The sequence below is a fragment of the Roseateles sp. GW821-FHT09H11 genome, assembly GCF_059415845.1.
The window spans coordinates 406898-422252 of the sequence record NZ_JBWKOA010000006.1 but is presented as its reverse complement, the minus strand read 5'-3'; the positions used below and the strand labels follow the sequence as shown (position 1 = coordinate 422252).

The 15355-nt window shown below is 70.3% G+C and carries 13 protein-coding genes; 4 read left to right on the top strand and 9 right to left on the bottom strand.

Features of this window, described 5'->3' with window-relative positions; genetic code table 11:
• Window positions 1–41: 41 nt before the first annotated feature.
• The 4 genes from AC07PR_RS21480 to AC07PR_RS21465 all read right to left on the bottom strand — a co-directional run bounded on the left by AC07PR_RS21480 (window position 42) and on the right by AC07PR_RS21465 (window position 4805).
• The gene (locus AC07PR_RS21480; RefSeq protein WP_495136498.1) at window positions 42–1355 is read right to left on the bottom strand and encodes an ABC transporter permease; all 1314 of its coding nucleotides are present in this window, start codon (window positions 1353–1355) and stop codon (window positions 42–44) included.
• A 17-nt stretch (window positions 1356–1372) separates the two neighbouring features.
• A complete protein-coding gene (locus tag AC07PR_RS21475) occupies window positions 1373–2695 on the bottom strand; it encodes a TolC family outer membrane protein (protein WP_495136497.1) in 1323 nt (440 codons plus the stop codon).
• A 14-nt stretch (window positions 2696–2709) separates the two neighbouring features.
• Complete coding sequence (locus AC07PR_RS21470) at window positions 2710–3450, bottom strand: ABC transporter ATP-binding protein (RefSeq protein ID WP_495136496.1); 741 nt, start codon at window positions 3448–3450, stop codon at window positions 2710–2712.
• A gap of 86 nt (window positions 3451–3536) precedes the next feature.
• The gene (locus AC07PR_RS21465) at window positions 3537–4805 is read right to left on the bottom strand and encodes an efflux RND transporter periplasmic adaptor subunit (protein ID WP_377156657.1); all 1269 of its coding nucleotides are present in this window, start codon (window positions 4803–4805) and stop codon (window positions 3537–3539) included.
• Window positions 4806–5129: 324 nt separating this feature from the next.
• On the opposite strand from AC07PR_RS21465, the gene AC07PR_RS21460 reads away from it, so the two are divergent.
• The gene (locus AC07PR_RS21460; RefSeq protein ID WP_495136495.1) at window positions 5130–5699 is read left to right on the top strand and encodes a hypothetical protein; all 570 of its coding nucleotides are present in this window, start codon (window positions 5130–5132) and stop codon (window positions 5697–5699) included.
• A 19-nt stretch (window positions 5700–5718) separates the two neighbouring features.
• On the opposite strand, the gene AC07PR_RS21455 is transcribed toward AC07PR_RS21460, so the two are convergent.
• The gene (locus tag AC07PR_RS21455) at window positions 5719–7548 is read right to left on the bottom strand and encodes a glutamine--tRNA ligase/YqeY domain fusion protein (protein ID WP_377156655.1); all 1830 of its coding nucleotides are present in this window, start codon (window positions 7546–7548) and stop codon (window positions 5719–5721) included.
• A 182-nt stretch (window positions 7549–7730) separates the two neighbouring features.
• On the opposite strand from AC07PR_RS21455, the gene AC07PR_RS21450 reads away from it, so the two are divergent.
• A complete protein-coding gene (locus AC07PR_RS21450) occupies window positions 7731–8534 on the top strand; it encodes a hypothetical protein (RefSeq protein ID WP_495136494.1) in 804 nt (267 codons plus the stop codon).
• A gap of 63 nt (window positions 8535–8597) precedes the next feature.
• Here AC07PR_RS21450 and AC07PR_RS21445 read toward each other — a convergent pair whose 3' ends face one another.
• The 4 genes from AC07PR_RS21445 to AC07PR_RS21430 all read right to left on the bottom strand — a co-directional run bounded on the left by AC07PR_RS21445 (window position 8598) and on the right by AC07PR_RS21430 (window position 13238).
• Window positions 8598–9455 (bottom strand): LytR/AlgR family response regulator transcription factor, encoded by an 858-nt coding sequence (locus tag AC07PR_RS21445; protein WP_495136493.1) that lies wholly within the window; start codon window positions 9453–9455, stop codon window positions 8598–8600.
• A 31-nt stretch (window positions 9456–9486) separates the two neighbouring features.
• Window positions 9487–10668 (bottom strand): sensor histidine kinase, encoded by a 1182-nt coding sequence (locus AC07PR_RS21440; RefSeq protein WP_495136492.1) that lies wholly within the window; start codon window positions 10666–10668, stop codon window positions 9487–9489.
• Between the two features lie 50 nt (window positions 10669–10718).
• On the bottom strand, window positions 10719–11237 hold the full coding sequence (locus AC07PR_RS21435; protein WP_483105502.1) for a DUF6622 family protein: 519 nt from the start codon (window positions 11235–11237) through the stop codon (window positions 10719–10721).
• Window positions 11238–11612: 375 nt separating this feature from the next.
• On the bottom strand, window positions 11613–13238 hold the full coding sequence (locus AC07PR_RS21430) for a helicase HerA-like C-terminal domain-containing protein (protein ID WP_495136491.1): 1626 nt from the start codon (window positions 13236–13238) through the stop codon (window positions 11613–11615).
• A 105-nt stretch (window positions 13239–13343) separates the two neighbouring features.
• Here AC07PR_RS21430 and AC07PR_RS21425 point away from each other — a divergent pair, with 105 nt between their 5' ends.
• Together AC07PR_RS21425 and purD are read left to right on the top strand one after the other, a co-directional pair.
• Window positions 13344–14069, top strand: coding sequence for a YebC/PmpR family DNA-binding transcriptional regulator (locus AC07PR_RS21425; protein WP_377156647.1), 726 nt, complete (start codon window positions 13344–13346; stop codon window positions 14067–14069).
• A complete protein-coding gene (gene purD / locus AC07PR_RS21420; RefSeq protein WP_431102314.1) occupies window positions 14066–15349 on the top strand; it encodes a phosphoribosylamine--glycine ligase in 1284 nt (427 codons plus the stop codon). The genes AC07PR_RS21425 and purD overlap by 4 nt, the downstream gene beginning before the upstream one ends.
• Window positions 15350–15355: the final 6 nt, after the last annotated feature.

Here is a 15355-nt window from a genome sequence, read left to right as displayed (position 1 = left end):
GTAGTGCGGCGGCGCGTCCGTGCGGCGGCGCCGTCAGTGCGTCATTGCGTCTTGAGCTGGATGGCGGGCGTGATCTGGCACGCGCGCCAGGCGGGCAGCAGGCCGGCCATCACGCTGGCCGCCAACGAGACGCCCAGCGTGGTCGCGAGCATCTCCCAGTCCAGCTGCGCGAGCTGGGCGTAGTCCGACGGGTTCTGCCGCACCACCCACAGTCCGACCCAGGTCAGCGCCAGGCCCAGCAGGCCGCCCACCAGGCCGAGCGTGCCGGCCTCGACGAGGAACTGCAGGAAGATCTGCCGCCGCGGCGCGCCGAGCGCGCGACGCACGCCGATCTCGCCGCTGCGGCGCAGGCACTTGGCCAGCAGCAGGCCCACGGTGTTGGTCAGGCAGACGACCAGGAAACCGAAGGCCAGCCACACCTGCAGCCGGATGTCGCTGGGCACGACCTTGCGCTGGTTCAGCCAGTCCATCACCGAACTCAGTTTCGGATTGGCGGGCCGCTCGAACCGGCCGGCCTCGCGCTGCTGGTCGGAATACTGCGTCAGGTAGGTCCGGTAGTCCGCGAGCTGCTGCGGCGTGTCCAGCTGGACCCAGTACTGCAGCCAGGCGCAGGGCGTGTTGAGCGCGCGGGGATCCTGGCCGTTGGTGTCGCCCCAGCAGCTCATGTTGCCGGCACCGCCGAAGCGCAGTCCCAGCGAGGTGGACAGCGGGATGTAGGCGTCCGCCGGCTTGGCGTAGGCGCCCAGCGTCAGGTCGAAGAAATGCGGCGCGGGCCGCCACGGCTTGAGCACGCCGACGATGGTGAAGTCCTTGTCCCGCAGCCGCAGCATCTTGCCGCGGCTGTCGGCGCCGCCGAAGAGCTTGTCGTTGAGCTCGTTCGAGATCACCGTCACGCGCGCCTCGGCGCCGTCGTCCGCGGCCGTCCAGCCGTTGCCGAACTTGAAGGGCGTCTCGAACATCGCGAAGAAGTCGGCGGAGGTGAATCGCGCCCCGGTGAAGAACGGCGGTTGCGCCGCATCGCCGGAACCGGCGGGGTCGATCGCCAGGAACGCGCCCGTCATCACCACCTGATGCACGCCGCGCTTCTCGCGCAGCAGCGATTCCGCGTCGAAGCGGGTCACCTGAAGCACCGGTTCGTCGCCGGGCTTCCAGTCCCGCTTGGTCTCGGCGTCGAGCTGCACGTTGAAGAGCCGGCCGCTCTTGTCCGGGATCGGATCGCCGGACATGACGTGGAACACCGTCAGCGTCGTCATGCAGGCGGCCACGCCCATCGCGATCGACAGCAGCATCAGCGCGGTCAGGCCGCGGTGGCTGCGCATGGCGCGCAGGGCGAGTTCGAGGTAGTAGGTCAGCATGGGGGTCCTCTCTCAGCTCACGGCTTGACGGGCACGGGATTCAGCAGCGTGTTCACGGACGCCAGCTCGGGTTCGCCGAGCGCGCCGGCCGCCTGCTGCAGCAGCAGCTTGGACAGCACGTACCGGTGGCGCGCCTGCTCCCAGGCGTTGCGGGCGTTGCTCTGCGTCTGGATCGCCAGCAGCAGGTCGGTCATCGTGCGCAGGCCCAGGTCCAGGCCGCTGCGCGTGGAGGCCAGCGCCTTCTCCGCCGCCTGCACCGCGGCGCCGGCCGTGCGCATCTGGCTCAGCGCGGACAGCACCGCCTGGTATTGCGCCTGCGTTTCGCGCGTCATGGACCGGCGCGCGATTTCAAGATCGTCCCGCAACTGCTCGCGCTGGTAGATCGCCTGGCGCTTCTGCGACTCGGTCGCGCCGCCGGCGAAGATCGGGATCGTCAGCTTCAGGCCGACCGTCGTCGTGTAGCGCCCCGAGTCCTGCGGCGCGACGGCCGGGCCGGACAGCCGCTGGCCGTCCAGGCCGGCGCTCAGCGTCGGCAGGTGCGCGGCGCGCGCGGCGGCGACGCGCTGGTCGCCGGCGCTCACCGCCAGTGCGGCGGCCTGCAGCGACGGGTTGTCGCGCAGCGCCTGCGTCACCCAGGCCTCGGGATCGGCCGGATCGGGCATCAGCATCGCGAGGTCGGGCGCGAGCGGCTTGAGCTCGCCCGGCATGCGGCCGGTGATCTGCGCCAGCGCCTGGCGCGCGTCGAGGAGGTCCTCTCGCACCGACGCCGTGTTGCCGCGCGCGAGCTCGTAATACGCGCGGCCCTGCTCGACGTCCAGCGACGCGGACAGCTGCGCATCGAAGCGCGACTGCGCCTGCGCGACCTGCTGGCCGTACACATCCTCGATCGCCTGCGCGGTCTGCAGCGTGGCCTGCGCGTTCAGCACGCCGAAGTAGGCGCGGGCGACGCGGGCGCACAGGTCGGCCTCGGCGGCGCGCACGCGGGCGTCCTCGGCGGTGACCAGCGTCTTGGCCGCATCCCAGCTGCGCAGCCGGCTCAGGTCGACGAGGACCTGGTTCAGGCTGTGCGTCAGCTGGTGCTGGCGGCCGTCGTCGCGGGAGTGGGATTCGCTCAGCTGCGCGGACCACTGCGGCAGCAGCTGCGCGCGGGCCTGGACGGCGAGTTCCTGCTGCTCGCCGCGCACGGCGCGGGCGCCGGCCAGCACGGGGTCGGCGGCGCGGGCCTGCGCATAGATCTCGAGCAGGTCCTCGGCCGCGGCCGGCAGGCAGCAGCCCGCGCAGAGCAGGGCTGCCGCGAGCGCCGGCAGCACCGCGCGCCTCGAAGGGATGGGCAGTCTCATGGTCAGGCTGAGGCTCAGGCCGAGGTCGGCGTGGTCGGGGTGACGGGCTTGGCGGCGCGCAGCAGCTCGGGGTCCATGTGGAGCTCGGCGGCGATGTCGACGACCTGGCCGTCGATCACATGCACGTTGCGCTGCGCGCGTGCGGCGAGCTGCGGATCGTGCGTGACCATGACGATGGTGGCGCCGTCGCGATGCAGTTCCTCGAGCAGGTCCATCACGCTGCGCGCCATCGCGCTGTCGAGGTTGCCGGTCGGCTCGTCGGCCAGCAGCAGGCGCGGCGATCCGGCCAGCGCGCGGGCGATGGCCACGCGCTGCTGCTGGCCGCCGGACAGCTCGGCGGGGTAGTGGCGCTCGCGCGCCGACAGTCCCACGCGGGCCAGCGCGTCGCGGGCGCGCTGCTGGCGCTCCGCGGCCTTCATGCCGCGGTAGCGCAGCGGGACCTCGATGTTGTCCAGCACGTTGAGGTCGCGGATCAGGTTGAAGGCCTGGAAGATGAAGCCGATCTTCTCGTTGCGCATGCGCGAGCGCTGCGTGTCGTCCATGCCGCTGACGTCCACGCCGTCGAGCTGGTAGCGGCCGCCGGTGAAGGCCTCCAGCAGGCCGGCGATGGTCAGGAAGGTCGTCTTGCCCGAGCCCGACGGCCCGGTCACCGCGACGAATTCGCCTTCGCGCACGTCCAGGTTGAACTCGCGCAGGGCGTAGGTCTCGATCATTTCGGTGCGGTAGACCTTGGAGAGCGATTGCATCTTCAGCATGAGGTTCCTCGCGGGGCGGTGATGGGGTGAAAATCGTTGAAGGAGGGGTGGGGATCAGAGCGGCGATGCCTGAAGGGCTCATGGGCTCATGGGCTGAGCGTCACGCGCTCGGCGCCCTCGAAGGCCTGGGTGCCGGAGACGATGACCTGCTCGCCGGGCTTGAGGCCTTCCAGGATCTCGACCTTGGACAGGCTCTGCGCGCCCAGGCGGATCGGGCGCTTGACCGCCTGGCCGTCCTGCACGACGTAGACGAAGCGGCCGCCGCCGTCCTCGACGAAGCTGCCGCGTGCGACGGTGAGCACCTTGTCGCGGCGGTCCAGCAGCACGCGCACCGACAGGCGCTGGTTCTGGCGGAGCTGGTCGGGCGTGGCGCCGTCGAAGCGCAGGCGCGCGGCGACCTCGTTGTTGACGACCTCCGGCGACACCGTGCTGACCAGGCCCTTCCACTGCCGGCCGTTGCCGGAGATCTCGCCGGGCATGCCGATGGCGAGGTCGCGGGCGAAGCTCTCGGGCACCTGCATCTGCACTTCCAGCGCGCTCAGGTCGACGACGGACAGCAGGCCCGTGCCGGCGGCGACGTTGGCCCGTTCGGCCACCAGCAGCTGGCCGACCTGGCCGTCGACCGGCGAGTGCAGCTCGAGTTCCGCGACCTGGCGTTCCAGGTCCTTGACCAGCAGTTGCTGACGCTGCAGCGCCTGCTGCTTGGACTGGAGCTCGAACTTCAGGCTGTCGTCCTTCAGACCGAGGCCGGCCTGCGCGTGGGCGGCGGTGATGCGGGCCTTCTCCATCGCGTCGCGGGCCTTCTCGACCTGCATGCCGGCGACGGCGCCGGCCTCGTAGGCCTTGGTCTGGCGGTCGAGGTCGTTGCGGGCCGTCTGCAGGTCGATCGCGGCGTTCTCATACGTGGAGCGCAGGGCGGCGCGCTGCTCGCGGCCGTCGACCTCGGCGCGCAGCGCCTCGGTGCGCAGCGCGTCGGCGTTGCTCTGCTCCTGGGCGAGCTTGGCGCGCAGGTCCGGGCTGTCGATGACGCCCAGCAACTGGTCCTTGGCGACCTTGTCGCCGGCCTTGACCTTGAGCACCAGGTTGCCGCCGTGCAGCGCGTAGACGGTGGGGCTCATCGCGGCGACGACCTTGCCTTCGCCGGCCACGTCGCGCACGAGCGGGCCGATCTCGACGGGGGCGACGGACAGGCGCTGCAGGCTGACCGAATTGCCGCTGCCCATCATCCGCTGCACGGCGGGCGCGGCGGCGACCGCGGCGATCAGCAGCCCCGCGCCGGCCAGCGCCAGCCACAGGCGGCGGCGTCCCTGGGGGCGGGCGAGGGGAACGTCCTGTCCGGAGGTGTCGCGAATCATGAAGGTGTCCGAGGGTGGTCCGTGTGATCGATGCCGCACTTGTTCGCAAGGGGCGTGCCACACGGCGGACCCGTGGATTCCCGTTTGAAATCAACGGGTTGTCGATCGGCACCCGGCGCGGGTCAGTGTCCGCGGACAGTCGGCGGACGCTGGGTGGACAGACCCGGACAGGTCGTGTGTCCGCGCGAACGTCCGCGGCCCGGGCAGGGCATCGGCTGACCCGTCGATGGGAGCCGCCCCTCGGGGCGCGGCATGCTCGCGCGATGGCGCATCGCTGGAACGCTCCGGACACTGGCGGCTTGTCCCACTGCATGGAGCATCGCCATGTTCAACAACTTCTTCTTTGGACCGCCCGTCCCATTCGTGCCGCTCATGCCGCTCATGCCGCTCATGCCGCTCATGCCGCTCATGCCGGTCACGCCGGTCACGCCGGTCACGCCGGTCATGCCCGTCCTGTTCTCCCATGGATGCGGGTTCAACAGGTACGAGCCTGGGTCGACGTACACGCCGACCACCTGGGACTTCGGTCCCTACACGGGCCTGGGCTTTCGATCGGGCGCCTGCCAGGATGGCTTCGCCGCGGGCGCTCCCCGTCTGGAGCAGGCGTTGGAAACCTTCGCCTCGGCGCTGAGCCAGCTGGGCGCATGGGTGCGCGCGCAGCACGCGACGAAGGGCGTCGATGCCGTCGACGTGAATGAGGCGGCCCTGCCGCCGATCCTCGTCAAGGAAACGCCCGACATGTTCCGCCGGTCCAAGGGGGAGCCGGCCCTCAGCCGACCGGCCGAGCATGAGCACGCCGTCGAGAAGGCGGCGGAGCTCGCGTATGTGGCGGCGGGTGGCGTGACGGCGGGCGTGATGGACACGCTCGCCGTCCCTGCCTACCCGGTGGTCTGAGCGGCGCGGCGCGCCGCCTTTACTTCCCGAAGCTGTCCCGCAGCCCGGTGATCTTGTTGAACACCGGCGCGTCGGCCCGATGGTCGACGCGATCGGCGACGAAGTAGCCGTGCCGCTCGAACTGGACCTTGGTGTCCGGGGCGGCGTCCTTCAGCGAGGGCTCCAGGTAGCCGCGCGTCACGCGCTTGGCGTCCGGGTTCAGCAACTCCAGGAAGTTGCGGTCGCCGGCGTCCGGCTGGGCCTCGGTGAACAGGCGGTCGTACAGGCGCAGCTCGGTGGCGATGCCTTCATGCGCGCCGACCCAGGTGATCACGCCCTTGACCTTCACGGCATCGGCACCGGGCGTGCCGCTCTTCGTGTCCGGCACCAGCTTCGCGAGCACCGCGGTGATGGTGCCGTCGGCATCCTTCTCGCAGCCGGTGCACTCGATGACGTAGCCGTACTTCAGCCGCGCCTTGTTGCCGGGGAACAGGCGGTGGTAGCCCTTGGACGGGACTTCCATGAAGTCCTCGCGCTCGATCCAGAGCTCGGGGCCGAGGCTGAAGGCGCGCGTGCCGAGTTCCGGCACATGCGGATGGGCGGGGGCTGAGCACGGCTCGCGGTGATCGGTCGAGCCGAAGATCTCCGCGTAGTTCTCGAGCTTGAGCTTGACCGGATCCAGCACCGCCATCGCGCGGGCGGCCTTGCCTTCGAGGTCGGCGCGCAGGTAGCCGTCCAGCACCGAGTACTCGATCCAGGCGTTCGTCTTGGACGCGCCGGTGCTCTCGACCATCGCGCGGATCGCTTCGGGCGTGTAGCCGCGCCGGCGCATGCCGACCAGCGTGGGCATGCGCGGATCGTCCCAGCCGTCGACGTGGCCTTCTTCGACCAGTTGGCGCAGCTTGCGCTTGCTGGTGACGACGTAGGTCAGGTTCAGCCGGCCGAATTCATACTGATGCGGCAACGGGCGGGCGAGCAGGCCGCCTTCGGCCAGGTGCTCGACCAGCCAGTCGTAGAACGGGCGCTGGTCTTCGAACTCCAGCGTGCAGACGCTGTGCGTGATGCACTCCAGCGCGTCCTCGATCGGATGCGCGTAGGTGTACATCGGGTAGATGCACCACTGGTCGCCGGTGTTGTGGTGCGTCGCGCGGCGGATGCGGTACAGCGCCGGATCGCGCAGGTTGATGTTGGGCGACGCCATGTCGATCTTGGCGCGCAGCACCATCGAGCCGTCGGGGTGCTTGCCGTCGCGCATCTCGCGCAGGCGGGTCAGGTGTTGCTCGGGCGTCCGGTCACGGAAGGGGCTGTTCTTGCCCGGCGTGCCGAAGTCGCCGCGGTTGGCGCGCATGTCCTCGGGGGACTGCTCGTCCACGTAGGCCAGGCCTTGCGACACCAGGTACTCCGCGCCCCGGTACATCAGGTCGAAGTAGTTGCTGGCGTAGAAGAGGTGGCTGGTCTCGTGGCCGCCCGCGTCCGCGGCGTCCCAGCGCCAGCCCAGCCAGGCGACCATCTCCTTGATCGCGTCGACGTATTCCTGCTCTTCCTTCTCCGGGTTGGTGTCGTCGAAGCGCAGGTGGCAGATGCCGCCGTAGTCGCGCGCCAGGCCGAAGTTCAGGCAGATCGACTTGGCGTGGCCGATGTGCAGGTAGCCGTTGGGCTCGGGCGGGAAGCGGGTGCGGATCCTGGCCGGGTCCAGCGGACCGGCGGCGTGATGCGCCGCGTCGCCCGGGCTGCCGCCGAAGTGGCGCGCCGGCTGGAAGCCCTGTTCCAGGTCGCGCTCGATGATGGCGCGCAGGAAGTTGCTGGGCTTGACGGCGGCGTCCGTCTTGTCGGGCGCGGGAGCGCCGGCGGTCTTGTCGTGGCTGGACATCGGTGGATGAAGTCTCAAGGAAGGCCGTGGATTCTACGTGGGGGCCGACGCGCTCACTCTCAATGGGCAGATGTTCGATCAGCGGCGTCGCTGCCGGCGTTCGCCTGGGGCGGATGCCGCATCGAAGCCGGTGACACCCTTCGATGAGCGGGCGGCGTATCCGGCGACGGGCGGTGAGGGTCATGGAGGCGGATCAGCATCTCTTTGAGACTGCCAGGTTCCTCATGCGACAACCTGAACACACGCCGATGCGAGCTTCCAGAACTGCGACCCCGACGTCTTCCTTGCGCTTTCAAACACCGGATCCGCGCCAGCGCCGCGTCGTCGACCAGGCGGCCGAGTCCGCGTCCGCCCCAGCGCCTTCCGACGAGCCCGAAGCCGAGGCGTCGGCAGGCACGGAACCGGAGCGCGTCGCTCCAGTCGCCGGCGACGCGCCTGAACAGGCCGATCGCGAGGCTGCGTCAGGGTCCGCCTGCAACGCCGATGGCGCGATCGACAAGGCCGTTCCCGCCCTGGTGGCCGGGCTGGTGGGTGCTGCGGGCTCCGCGACAGCCCTGGCCGGGGGATCGGGGCCGACGCCGCTCATGCCAAAGCCGACGCCGGAGCCGAGGCCGGAACGGCTGCCCGGGCCGAAGCCCGATCCCACGCCGGAGCGGAAGCCGGAGTCGGCGCCCGATCCCCCACCGGATCGGAAGCCCGACGCCACGTCCGATGCCATCCTGGACATGGATGACAAGTCGCCGGGCCGGCCGCTGCCCGCCACGCCGGAACTGGCATTGCATTCGCCGCACGCGACGATGGATCGCCTGCTGGGGGCGGACGTCGAGGTGCGTGTCGATGGCATCGACAAGGACGAGAAGGGCCAGGCCTATCCCTATCCCGGGGACGACATCTCCACCGGCTTCGACTCGCGGACCCTCGTCACGGCGAACCACGGCACGGACCTGACGATCCACCTGGCGTCCGGAGCGACCTTCGTCCTCTGACCTCAGCGCTCATCGGGCCAGTGACTGGCGCGCACCGGGGACGGGTCAGCGCCGTCCGGCGGCTCACATCGCCCGGAACAGGTGCCCGTACATCCGGCTCACCGCCAGCTTCTCGGGCCGGCGGCGCAGCCGGAGGGTGAGCTTGCCGGTGTCGTCGCGGAGGACGCGCTCGATGGCGTCCACGTGCACGATGTGCCCGCGGTGCACCTGCCAGAAGCGGTTCGCGTCGAGCTGCGGGAGCAGCTCGCGCAGGGAGATCCGCACCAGGTATTCCTGATCGGCGGTGAGCACGCGGACGTACTTGTCCGCGGCCTCCAGGTAGACGACGTCGTCGACCGGCACCAGCACGATGGACTCGCCGACACCGACCTGCAGGTGGCGCAGCGTCGCTGCCACGCTCCCGGCCGCGGCAGGCGCGCCGGACGGCGCGGAGGCCGTCGCCCCGCCCGCCGTCGAGGGCGCCCCGACGCCCAGCAGCCCACGCAGTTGCTCGAGCGCCGACTCCAGCGCCGCGGGCGGCTGTTGCCGCTGCGCGAGCGCCGCTTTCAATCGCGAGACCGTCTGCCCCAGCCGCTCGCGCTGCACGGGCTTGAGGACGTAGTCCACCGCCGCGCGATCGAACGCCTGAAGCGCGAACTGGTCGTAGGCGGTCACGAACACCAGCAACGGAAATGCAGTTCCGCCGGATCCTTCGTCGTCCCAGTCGTCGGCGAGCTGCGCCGCCGCTTCCAGGCCGGTCATGCCGGGCATGCGGATGTCGAAGAAGCAGACCTCCGGCCGGTGCCGCAACGCCAGCGTCACGGACTCCTCGCCGTGCGTGGCCATCGCGACGACCTCCAGCTCGGGCCAGAGCGCCTTCAGTTCCTGCCGCAGGTGCGCGGCCAGCAGTTCCTCGTCTTCGGCGATCAGGGCGGTGGGCATGGATGTTTTCCTCCAGAAGGGACGGATCGATTCAGCGCGTGACGCAGGGGCCGGGCCTGGACGCCGATTCCGAGGCGGACCCGGATGCAGCCCCGGATGCGGGCGTAGGCGAGGGCAGCGGCATGCGGATCCTCGCCCGCGTGCCGCCGCCCTCCGGGCGGGACAGGTCCAGCCGCGACAGCTCCAGCCGCGCCTGCGGCCCGCAGGCGACGGCCAGCCGGTCGCGCACCTGCACCGTGCCGAAGCCGCCCTCCGGCGACCGCGCCGCCGCGGCGTCGAAGCCCGCGCCGTCGTCCTCGACGTCGAGCAACAACTGACCCTCGACCTCGGCCGCCCGCACCCGCAGCGTGCCGCCGCCGACGTGCGGCTCCAGGCCGTGCTTGATCGCGTTCTCCACCAGCGGCTGCAGCAGCAGCGGCGGCACCGGCACCTCGCGCAGTGCCTCGGGCAGGTCGAACTCGAAGCGCAGCCGCGACCCCATCCGGACCTGCATCAGCGCCAGGTAGTCGGCCAGGCGGGCGAACTCGTCCTTCAACGGATGGCGTTCGGCGCGGGAGGCCGACAGCGTCGCGCGCAGGAAGGCGATCAGGTGGTCCAGCATCGCCTGCGCCCGGTCCGCGTCCATCCCGATCAACACGCGCAGGTTGGCCAGCGTGTTGAACAGCATGTGCGGCTCGAGCTGCGATTCGAGCAGCCGCAGTTGCGTCTCGGCGGCCTGGCGGCGCAGCGTCTCGGCACGTGCCTCGGCGGCGGCGATGCGATGGCGGGACAGGAAGAACAGCGTCGCGCCGAAGCCGGGGATCAGCGCGATCACCATCACGCTCAGCACGCGACGCAAGGGGCTGGAGAGCAGACTCTTCTCCTGCAGGCCGGTCACCATGTTGCCGACCTCCACGCCCAGGCTGTAGCCCACGCCGGTGCCCAGCAGCAGGCAAAGCACCATCAGCGGCCAGCCCGGCCAGTCGAAGGGCTCGGCCGGCGCGCGGCCGAGGCGGTCCAGCAGCCGCCAGCGGATCCAGCCCAGTCCGTAGCGCAGCAGGTTGATGCTGGCGGCGCAGAACAGCGAGATGAAGAAGCAGTAGATCAGCGTGGGGCCGAAGGGCTGGCTGAACACGATCGTCAGCGCCAGGGAGATGACCAGGGTCAGCGTCAGCACGATGAGCACGTGCCGGACGATCCAGCGCACGGGCGGGGAGAGGGGCAGGGTGCTCATGGGATCGGAGTGTCGGCGATCGCGGCGAGGGTCGGAACTCAGGCCGGCAGTCAGGCAGCGACCGCGTCCGACGTCTGGGGACGGTGGCCCAGGATGTTGATCGCCCGGCCCAGGAAGGCGCCGCTGAACAGGCCGAAGGCGGCGCTGAACCCGATCGCATAGGCGGTGTTGTGGGCGTAGTCGGGGTGCAGCGCCAGGCTCATGCCGGAGGCGAACTTCAGGACGAAGATGCCCAGCATCAGCCCCATCGGCACCCAGCTGCCGGGGACGAGGAAGCGGCGGCTGGCGGCGTCATAGCGCACGTTGCCGGGCCAGCGCAGGGCGCGCAGCGCCAGCACGCCGACGACGATGCCGCCCAGCCAGGCCAGGCCCGGCAGGCCGTCCAGGCCGAAGCTCTTTTCCACGCCCCAGGCGCCGAACACCAGCCACAGCGCCGGCAGCACGATCAGGCGCTTGGCGCGCACTGCGGTGGCGGTGCTCTGCTTCAGGCCGAAGTACAGGATCACCACGAGGATCGCCCAGACGAAGCCGGGGATGTGGGAGAGGATCTGAAGCGGGGTCGGGTGCATGGCGGGCTCCGGGGCGGGGTGTTGTCGATGGGCTCGACTGTCGTGGCGCCCGCCCGGGCCGGCCATGGGATTGCGATGAGGCGCCCGGATCCGGCGCGAACGGTGGCCGGGCAGCGTGAAATGCACCGGTTGCTGGTACTTCCGCCGCCGCTGGCCCTCACCCCCGCCCTCTCCCGCAAGCGGGAGAGGGAGTCCGACCGGCGCTCCTCTGAATCCCCCTCGCTTGCGAGAGAGGGGCCATGCTTGCGCCCTTCTTGCTCCCTCTCCCGCTTGCGGGAGAGGGAAGGGGTGAGGGCCAGCGGCGGTCGCAGTACCGATGCCCCCACTGCCCGTCCATACAGCAGGCGGGAGAGGGGCAGTCGACGCGGGGCCCGTTCAGCGTCGACGCTTGGTCGACCCGCCGCCCAGCAGGCTGCCCAGCACGCCCCGGACGATCTCCCGACCCACCGACGAACCGATGCTGCGCAGCGCCGACTTGGCCGCCGTCTCCGCCAGCCCCTCGTGACGCCCGCCGCGCGGGCCGGTGCTGCCGAACAGCACGTCCTTCAGCCCGCCGAGCAGGCCGCCGCCGTCGTCCTGCGCGGGCGCGGGGGCGGGCGACCCGCCGCGGCCCGTGGTCGGCGCGCGGCGCAAGGCCTGGTCCGCCTCGTCGGCCATCGACCCGGCACCGGCGCCGCCGCGCGGCGAGCCGGCCTGCGACGGCTGCGGCGCCGCGTCGGCGGACGTGGCGGCCCGGCCGGTCAGTTTTTCATATGCCGACTCGCGGTCGACGTGTTTCTCGTAGACGCCGGCGACCAGCGACCCGGCGATCAGCGCCTTGCGCTGCTCCGGCGTGATCGGTCCGATCTGACTGCCCGGCGGGAGCACGAACACCCGCTCGGTGATGGCGGGCCGGCCCTTCTCGTCGAGCAGGCTGATCAGCGCTTCGCCGACGCCCAGCTCGGTGATCGCCATCGCGATGTCCAGCCCCGGCTTCGGACGCATCGTGTCCGCCGCCGCCTTGACCGCCTTCTGATCGCGCGGCGTGAACGCGCGCAGCGCGTGCTGCACCCGGTTGCCCAACTGGCCCAGCACCGTGTCGGGGATGTCCAGCGGGTTCTGCGTCACGAAGTAGACGCCGACGCCCTTCGAGCGCACCAGCCGGACCACCAGCTCGATGCGCTCCACCAGCGCCGCCGGCGCGTCCTTGAACAGCAGGTGGGCCTCGTCGAAGAAGAACACCAGCTTGGGCTTGTCCAGGTCGCCGACCTCGGGCAGCGCCTCGAACAGCTCCGACAGCATCCACAGCAGGAAGGTCGCGTACAGCCGCGGCGCGGCCATCAGCTTGTCGGCCGCCAGGATGTTGATGACCCCGAGTCCATCCGACGTCTGCATGAAGTCGTGGATGTCGAGCATCGGCTCGCCGAAGAACTTGTCGCCGCCCTGCGCCTCGATCTGCAGCAGCCCGCGCTGGATCGCGCCCACGCTGGCCGCGGAGACGTTGCCGTACTGGGTCGTGAACTCGCTGGCGTTGTCGCCCACGTGCTGCAGCATCGCGCGCAGGTCCTTCAGGTCCAGCAGCGCCAGGCCGTGGTCGTCGGCGATCTTGAACACCATCTGGAGCACGCCGCCCTGAGTCTCGTTGAGCCCCAGCATCCGCGACAGCAGCAGCGGGCCCATGTCGGAGACCGTCGCGCGCACCGGATGGCCCTGTTCGCCGAACACGTCCCACAGCGTCGTCGGGCAGGCGATGGGCGCCGGCGGTTCAAAGCCGCGTTCCTTCAGCACCGCCAGCAGCTTGGCCGACGGCGCGCCGGCCTGCGAGATGCCGGTCAGGTCGCCCTTGACGTCCGCCATGAAGACCGGAACGCCCAGTTGGCTGAACGATTCGGCCAGTTTCTGCAGACTGATCGTCTTGCCGGTGCCGGTCGCGCCGGTGATGAGACCGTGGCGGTTGGCCAGCGCGGGCAACAACTGGCACTCGATGTCGCCGTGGCGGGCCAGCAGGATCGGGTCGGCCATGCGGAAGTCTCCAGAGGCAAAAAAGCTAAAATCGCAGTCTAACGAAGCAACCACCGCGCCGGCCCGGAGAATTTGTTCCAGGCCGCGACACAGGAGAACGAGGACATGGCAGGGCATTCCAAATGGGCGAACATCCAGCACCGCAAGGGCCGCCAGGACGAGAAGCGCGGCAAGGTCTGGACCCGTCTGACGCGTGAAATCATCGTCTCGGCCCGCGCCGGCGGTGCCGACGTGGCGATGAATCCCCGCCTGCGCCTGGCCATCGAGAAGGCCAAGGCCGCCAACATGCCGGCCGACAACATCAAGCGCAACGTCGACAAGGCCACCGGCAATCTCGACGGCGTGACCTACGAGGAAATCCGCTACGAGGGCTACGGCATCGGCGGCGCCGCGATCATCGTGGACTGCATGACCGACAACCGCGTCCGCACCGTGGCCGAAGTCCGCCACGCGTTCAGCAAGTACGGCGGCAACCTGGGCACCGAAGGCTCGGTGGCCTTCCAGTTCAAGCACTGCGGCCAGCTGGTGTTCGCGCCGGGCACGTCGGAGGACAAGGTCATGGAAGTCGCGCTGGAAGCCGGCGCCGAGGACGTCCTGACCGACGACGACGGCGCCATCGAGGTGCTGACCGCGCCCGCCGACTACGAAGCCGTCAAGAACGCGCTCGAGGCCGCCGGCCTGAAGCCGGAGATCGCCGAAGTCACGATGCGCGCCGAGAACACCATCGAGCTGACCGGCGAAGATGCCGCCCGCATGCAGAAGCTGCTGGATGTGATCGAGGACCTGGACGACGTCCAGGACGTCTACAACAACGCGAGCCTGTCCGAATGAAGGTCCTGGTCCTTGGCAATGGTGGCCGTGAACACGCGCTGGCATGGCGGCTGGCGCAGGGCGAGCGTGTCACGCAGGTCTTCGTGGCCCCCGGCAACGGCGGCACCGCGCGCGACCCGCTGCTGAAGAACGTCCCGATCACCGACGTGAAGGCGCTGGCCGACTTCGCCATCGAGCAGAAGATCACGTTGACGGTCGTCGGCCCGGAAGCCTTCCTGGCCGCCGGCGTCGTCGACGAGTTCCGCGCCCGCGGCCTGCGCATCTTCGGTCCGACCAAGGCCGCCGCGCAGCTGGAGAGCTCCAAGGCCTTCGCCAAGGAGTTCATGAAGCGCCACGGCATCCCGACCGCCGCCTACGAGACCTTCAGCGACGCGACCCAGGCGCATGCCTACGTCGACGCGCAGGGCGCCCCGATCGTCATCAAGGCCGACGGCCTGGCGGCGGGCAAGGGCGTGGTCGTCGCGATGACGCTGGCCGAGGCGCATGAGGCGATCGACTGGATCCTCGCGGACAACAAGCTCGGCGTCGTGCACAACGAAGGCGGCGCGCGCGTCGTCATCGAGCAGTTCCTCGAAGGCGAGGAAGCCAGCTTCATCGTGCTGTGCGACGGCCGCAACGTGCTGCCGCTGGCCACCAGCCAGGACCACAAGCGCCTGCTCGACGGCGACCAGGGCCCGAATACCGGCGGCATGGGGGCGTACTCGCCCGCGCCGGTCGTGACGCCCAACGTCCACGCCAAGGCGATGCACGAGATCATCATGCCGACGATCCAGGGCATGGCCCGCGACGGCGCCCCGTTCACCGGCTTCCTGTACGCCGGGCTGATGATCGACGCGCACGGCCAGCCGCGCACCGTCGAGTTCAACACCCGCATGGGCGACCCCGAGACGCAGCCGATCATGATGCGGCTCAAGAGCGACCTGTTCGAGGTGCTGATGCACGCGACCGACGGCACGCTCGACCAGGTCGAGCTGCAGTGGGACCGCCGCGCCGCGCTGGGCGTCGTGATGGCCGCGAGCGGTTATCCGCTGTCGCCGCGCAAGGGCGACGCGATCTCCGGTCTTCCGGAGGACGGCGAGGAGGCCATGGTCTTCCACGCCGGCACCACGATGCAGGACGACGGCCAGCTGGTGACCAGCGGCGGCCGCGTGCTGTGCGTGACGGCGCTGGGCGAGGCCGTGCGCCACGCGCAGCAGCTGGCCTACCAGACCGCGCAATCGATCCAGTTCGACGGCAAGCAGTACCGCCAGGACATCGGCCATCGCGCCATCAAGCGCTGACCTGAC

Excerpts from the sequence above, each read along its gene's own strand:
- AC07PR_RS21425 (WP_377156647.1), top strand. The coding sequence starts at position 13,344 with ATGGCAGGGCATTCCAAATGGGCGAACATCCAGCACCGCAAGGGCCGC.
- AC07PR_RS21430 (WP_495136491.1), bottom strand. The coding sequence starts at position 13,238 with ATGGCCGACCCGATCCTGCTGGCCCGCCACGGCGACATCGAGTGCCAG.
- AC07PR_RS21475 (WP_495136497.1), bottom strand. The coding sequence starts at position 2,695 with ATGAGACTGCCCATCCCTTCGAGGCGCGCGGTGCTGCCGGCGCTCGCG.
- AC07PR_RS21440 (WP_495136492.1), bottom strand. The coding sequence starts at position 10,668 with ATGAGCACCCTGCCCCTCTCCCCGCCCGTGCGCTGGATCGTCCGGCAC.
- AC07PR_RS21470 (WP_495136496.1), bottom strand. The coding sequence starts at position 3,450 with ATGCTGAAGATGCAATCGCTCTCCAAGGTCTACCGCACCGAAATGATC.
- AC07PR_RS21480 (WP_495136498.1), bottom strand. The coding sequence starts at position 1,355 with ATGCTGACCTACTACCTCGAACTCGCCCTGCGCGCCATGCGCAGCCAC.
- AC07PR_RS21455 (WP_377156655.1), bottom strand. The coding sequence starts at position 7,548 with ATGTCCAGCCACGACAAGACCGCCGGCGCTCCCGCGCCCGACAAGACG.
- AC07PR_RS21465 (WP_377156657.1), bottom strand. The coding sequence starts at position 4,805 with ATGATTCGCGACACCTCCGGACAGGACGTTCCCCTCGCCCGCCCCCAG.
- AC07PR_RS21435 (WP_483105502.1), bottom strand. The coding sequence starts at position 11,237 with ATGCACCCGACCCCGCTTCAGATCCTCTCCCACATCCCCGGCTTCGTC.
- AC07PR_RS21450 (WP_495136494.1), top strand. The coding sequence starts at position 7,731 with ATGGAGGCGGATCAGCATCTCTTTGAGACTGCCAGGTTCCTCATGCGA.
- AC07PR_RS21460 (WP_495136495.1), top strand. The coding sequence starts at position 5,130 with ATGTTCAACAACTTCTTCTTTGGACCGCCCGTCCCATTCGTGCCGCTC.
- AC07PR_RS21445 (WP_495136493.1), bottom strand. The coding sequence starts at position 9,455 with ATGCCCACCGCCCTGATCGCCGAAGACGAGGAACTGCTGGCCGCGCAC.
- purD (WP_431102314.1), top strand. The coding sequence starts at position 14,066 with ATGAAGGTCCTGGTCCTTGGCAATGGTGGCCGTGAACACGCGCTGGCA.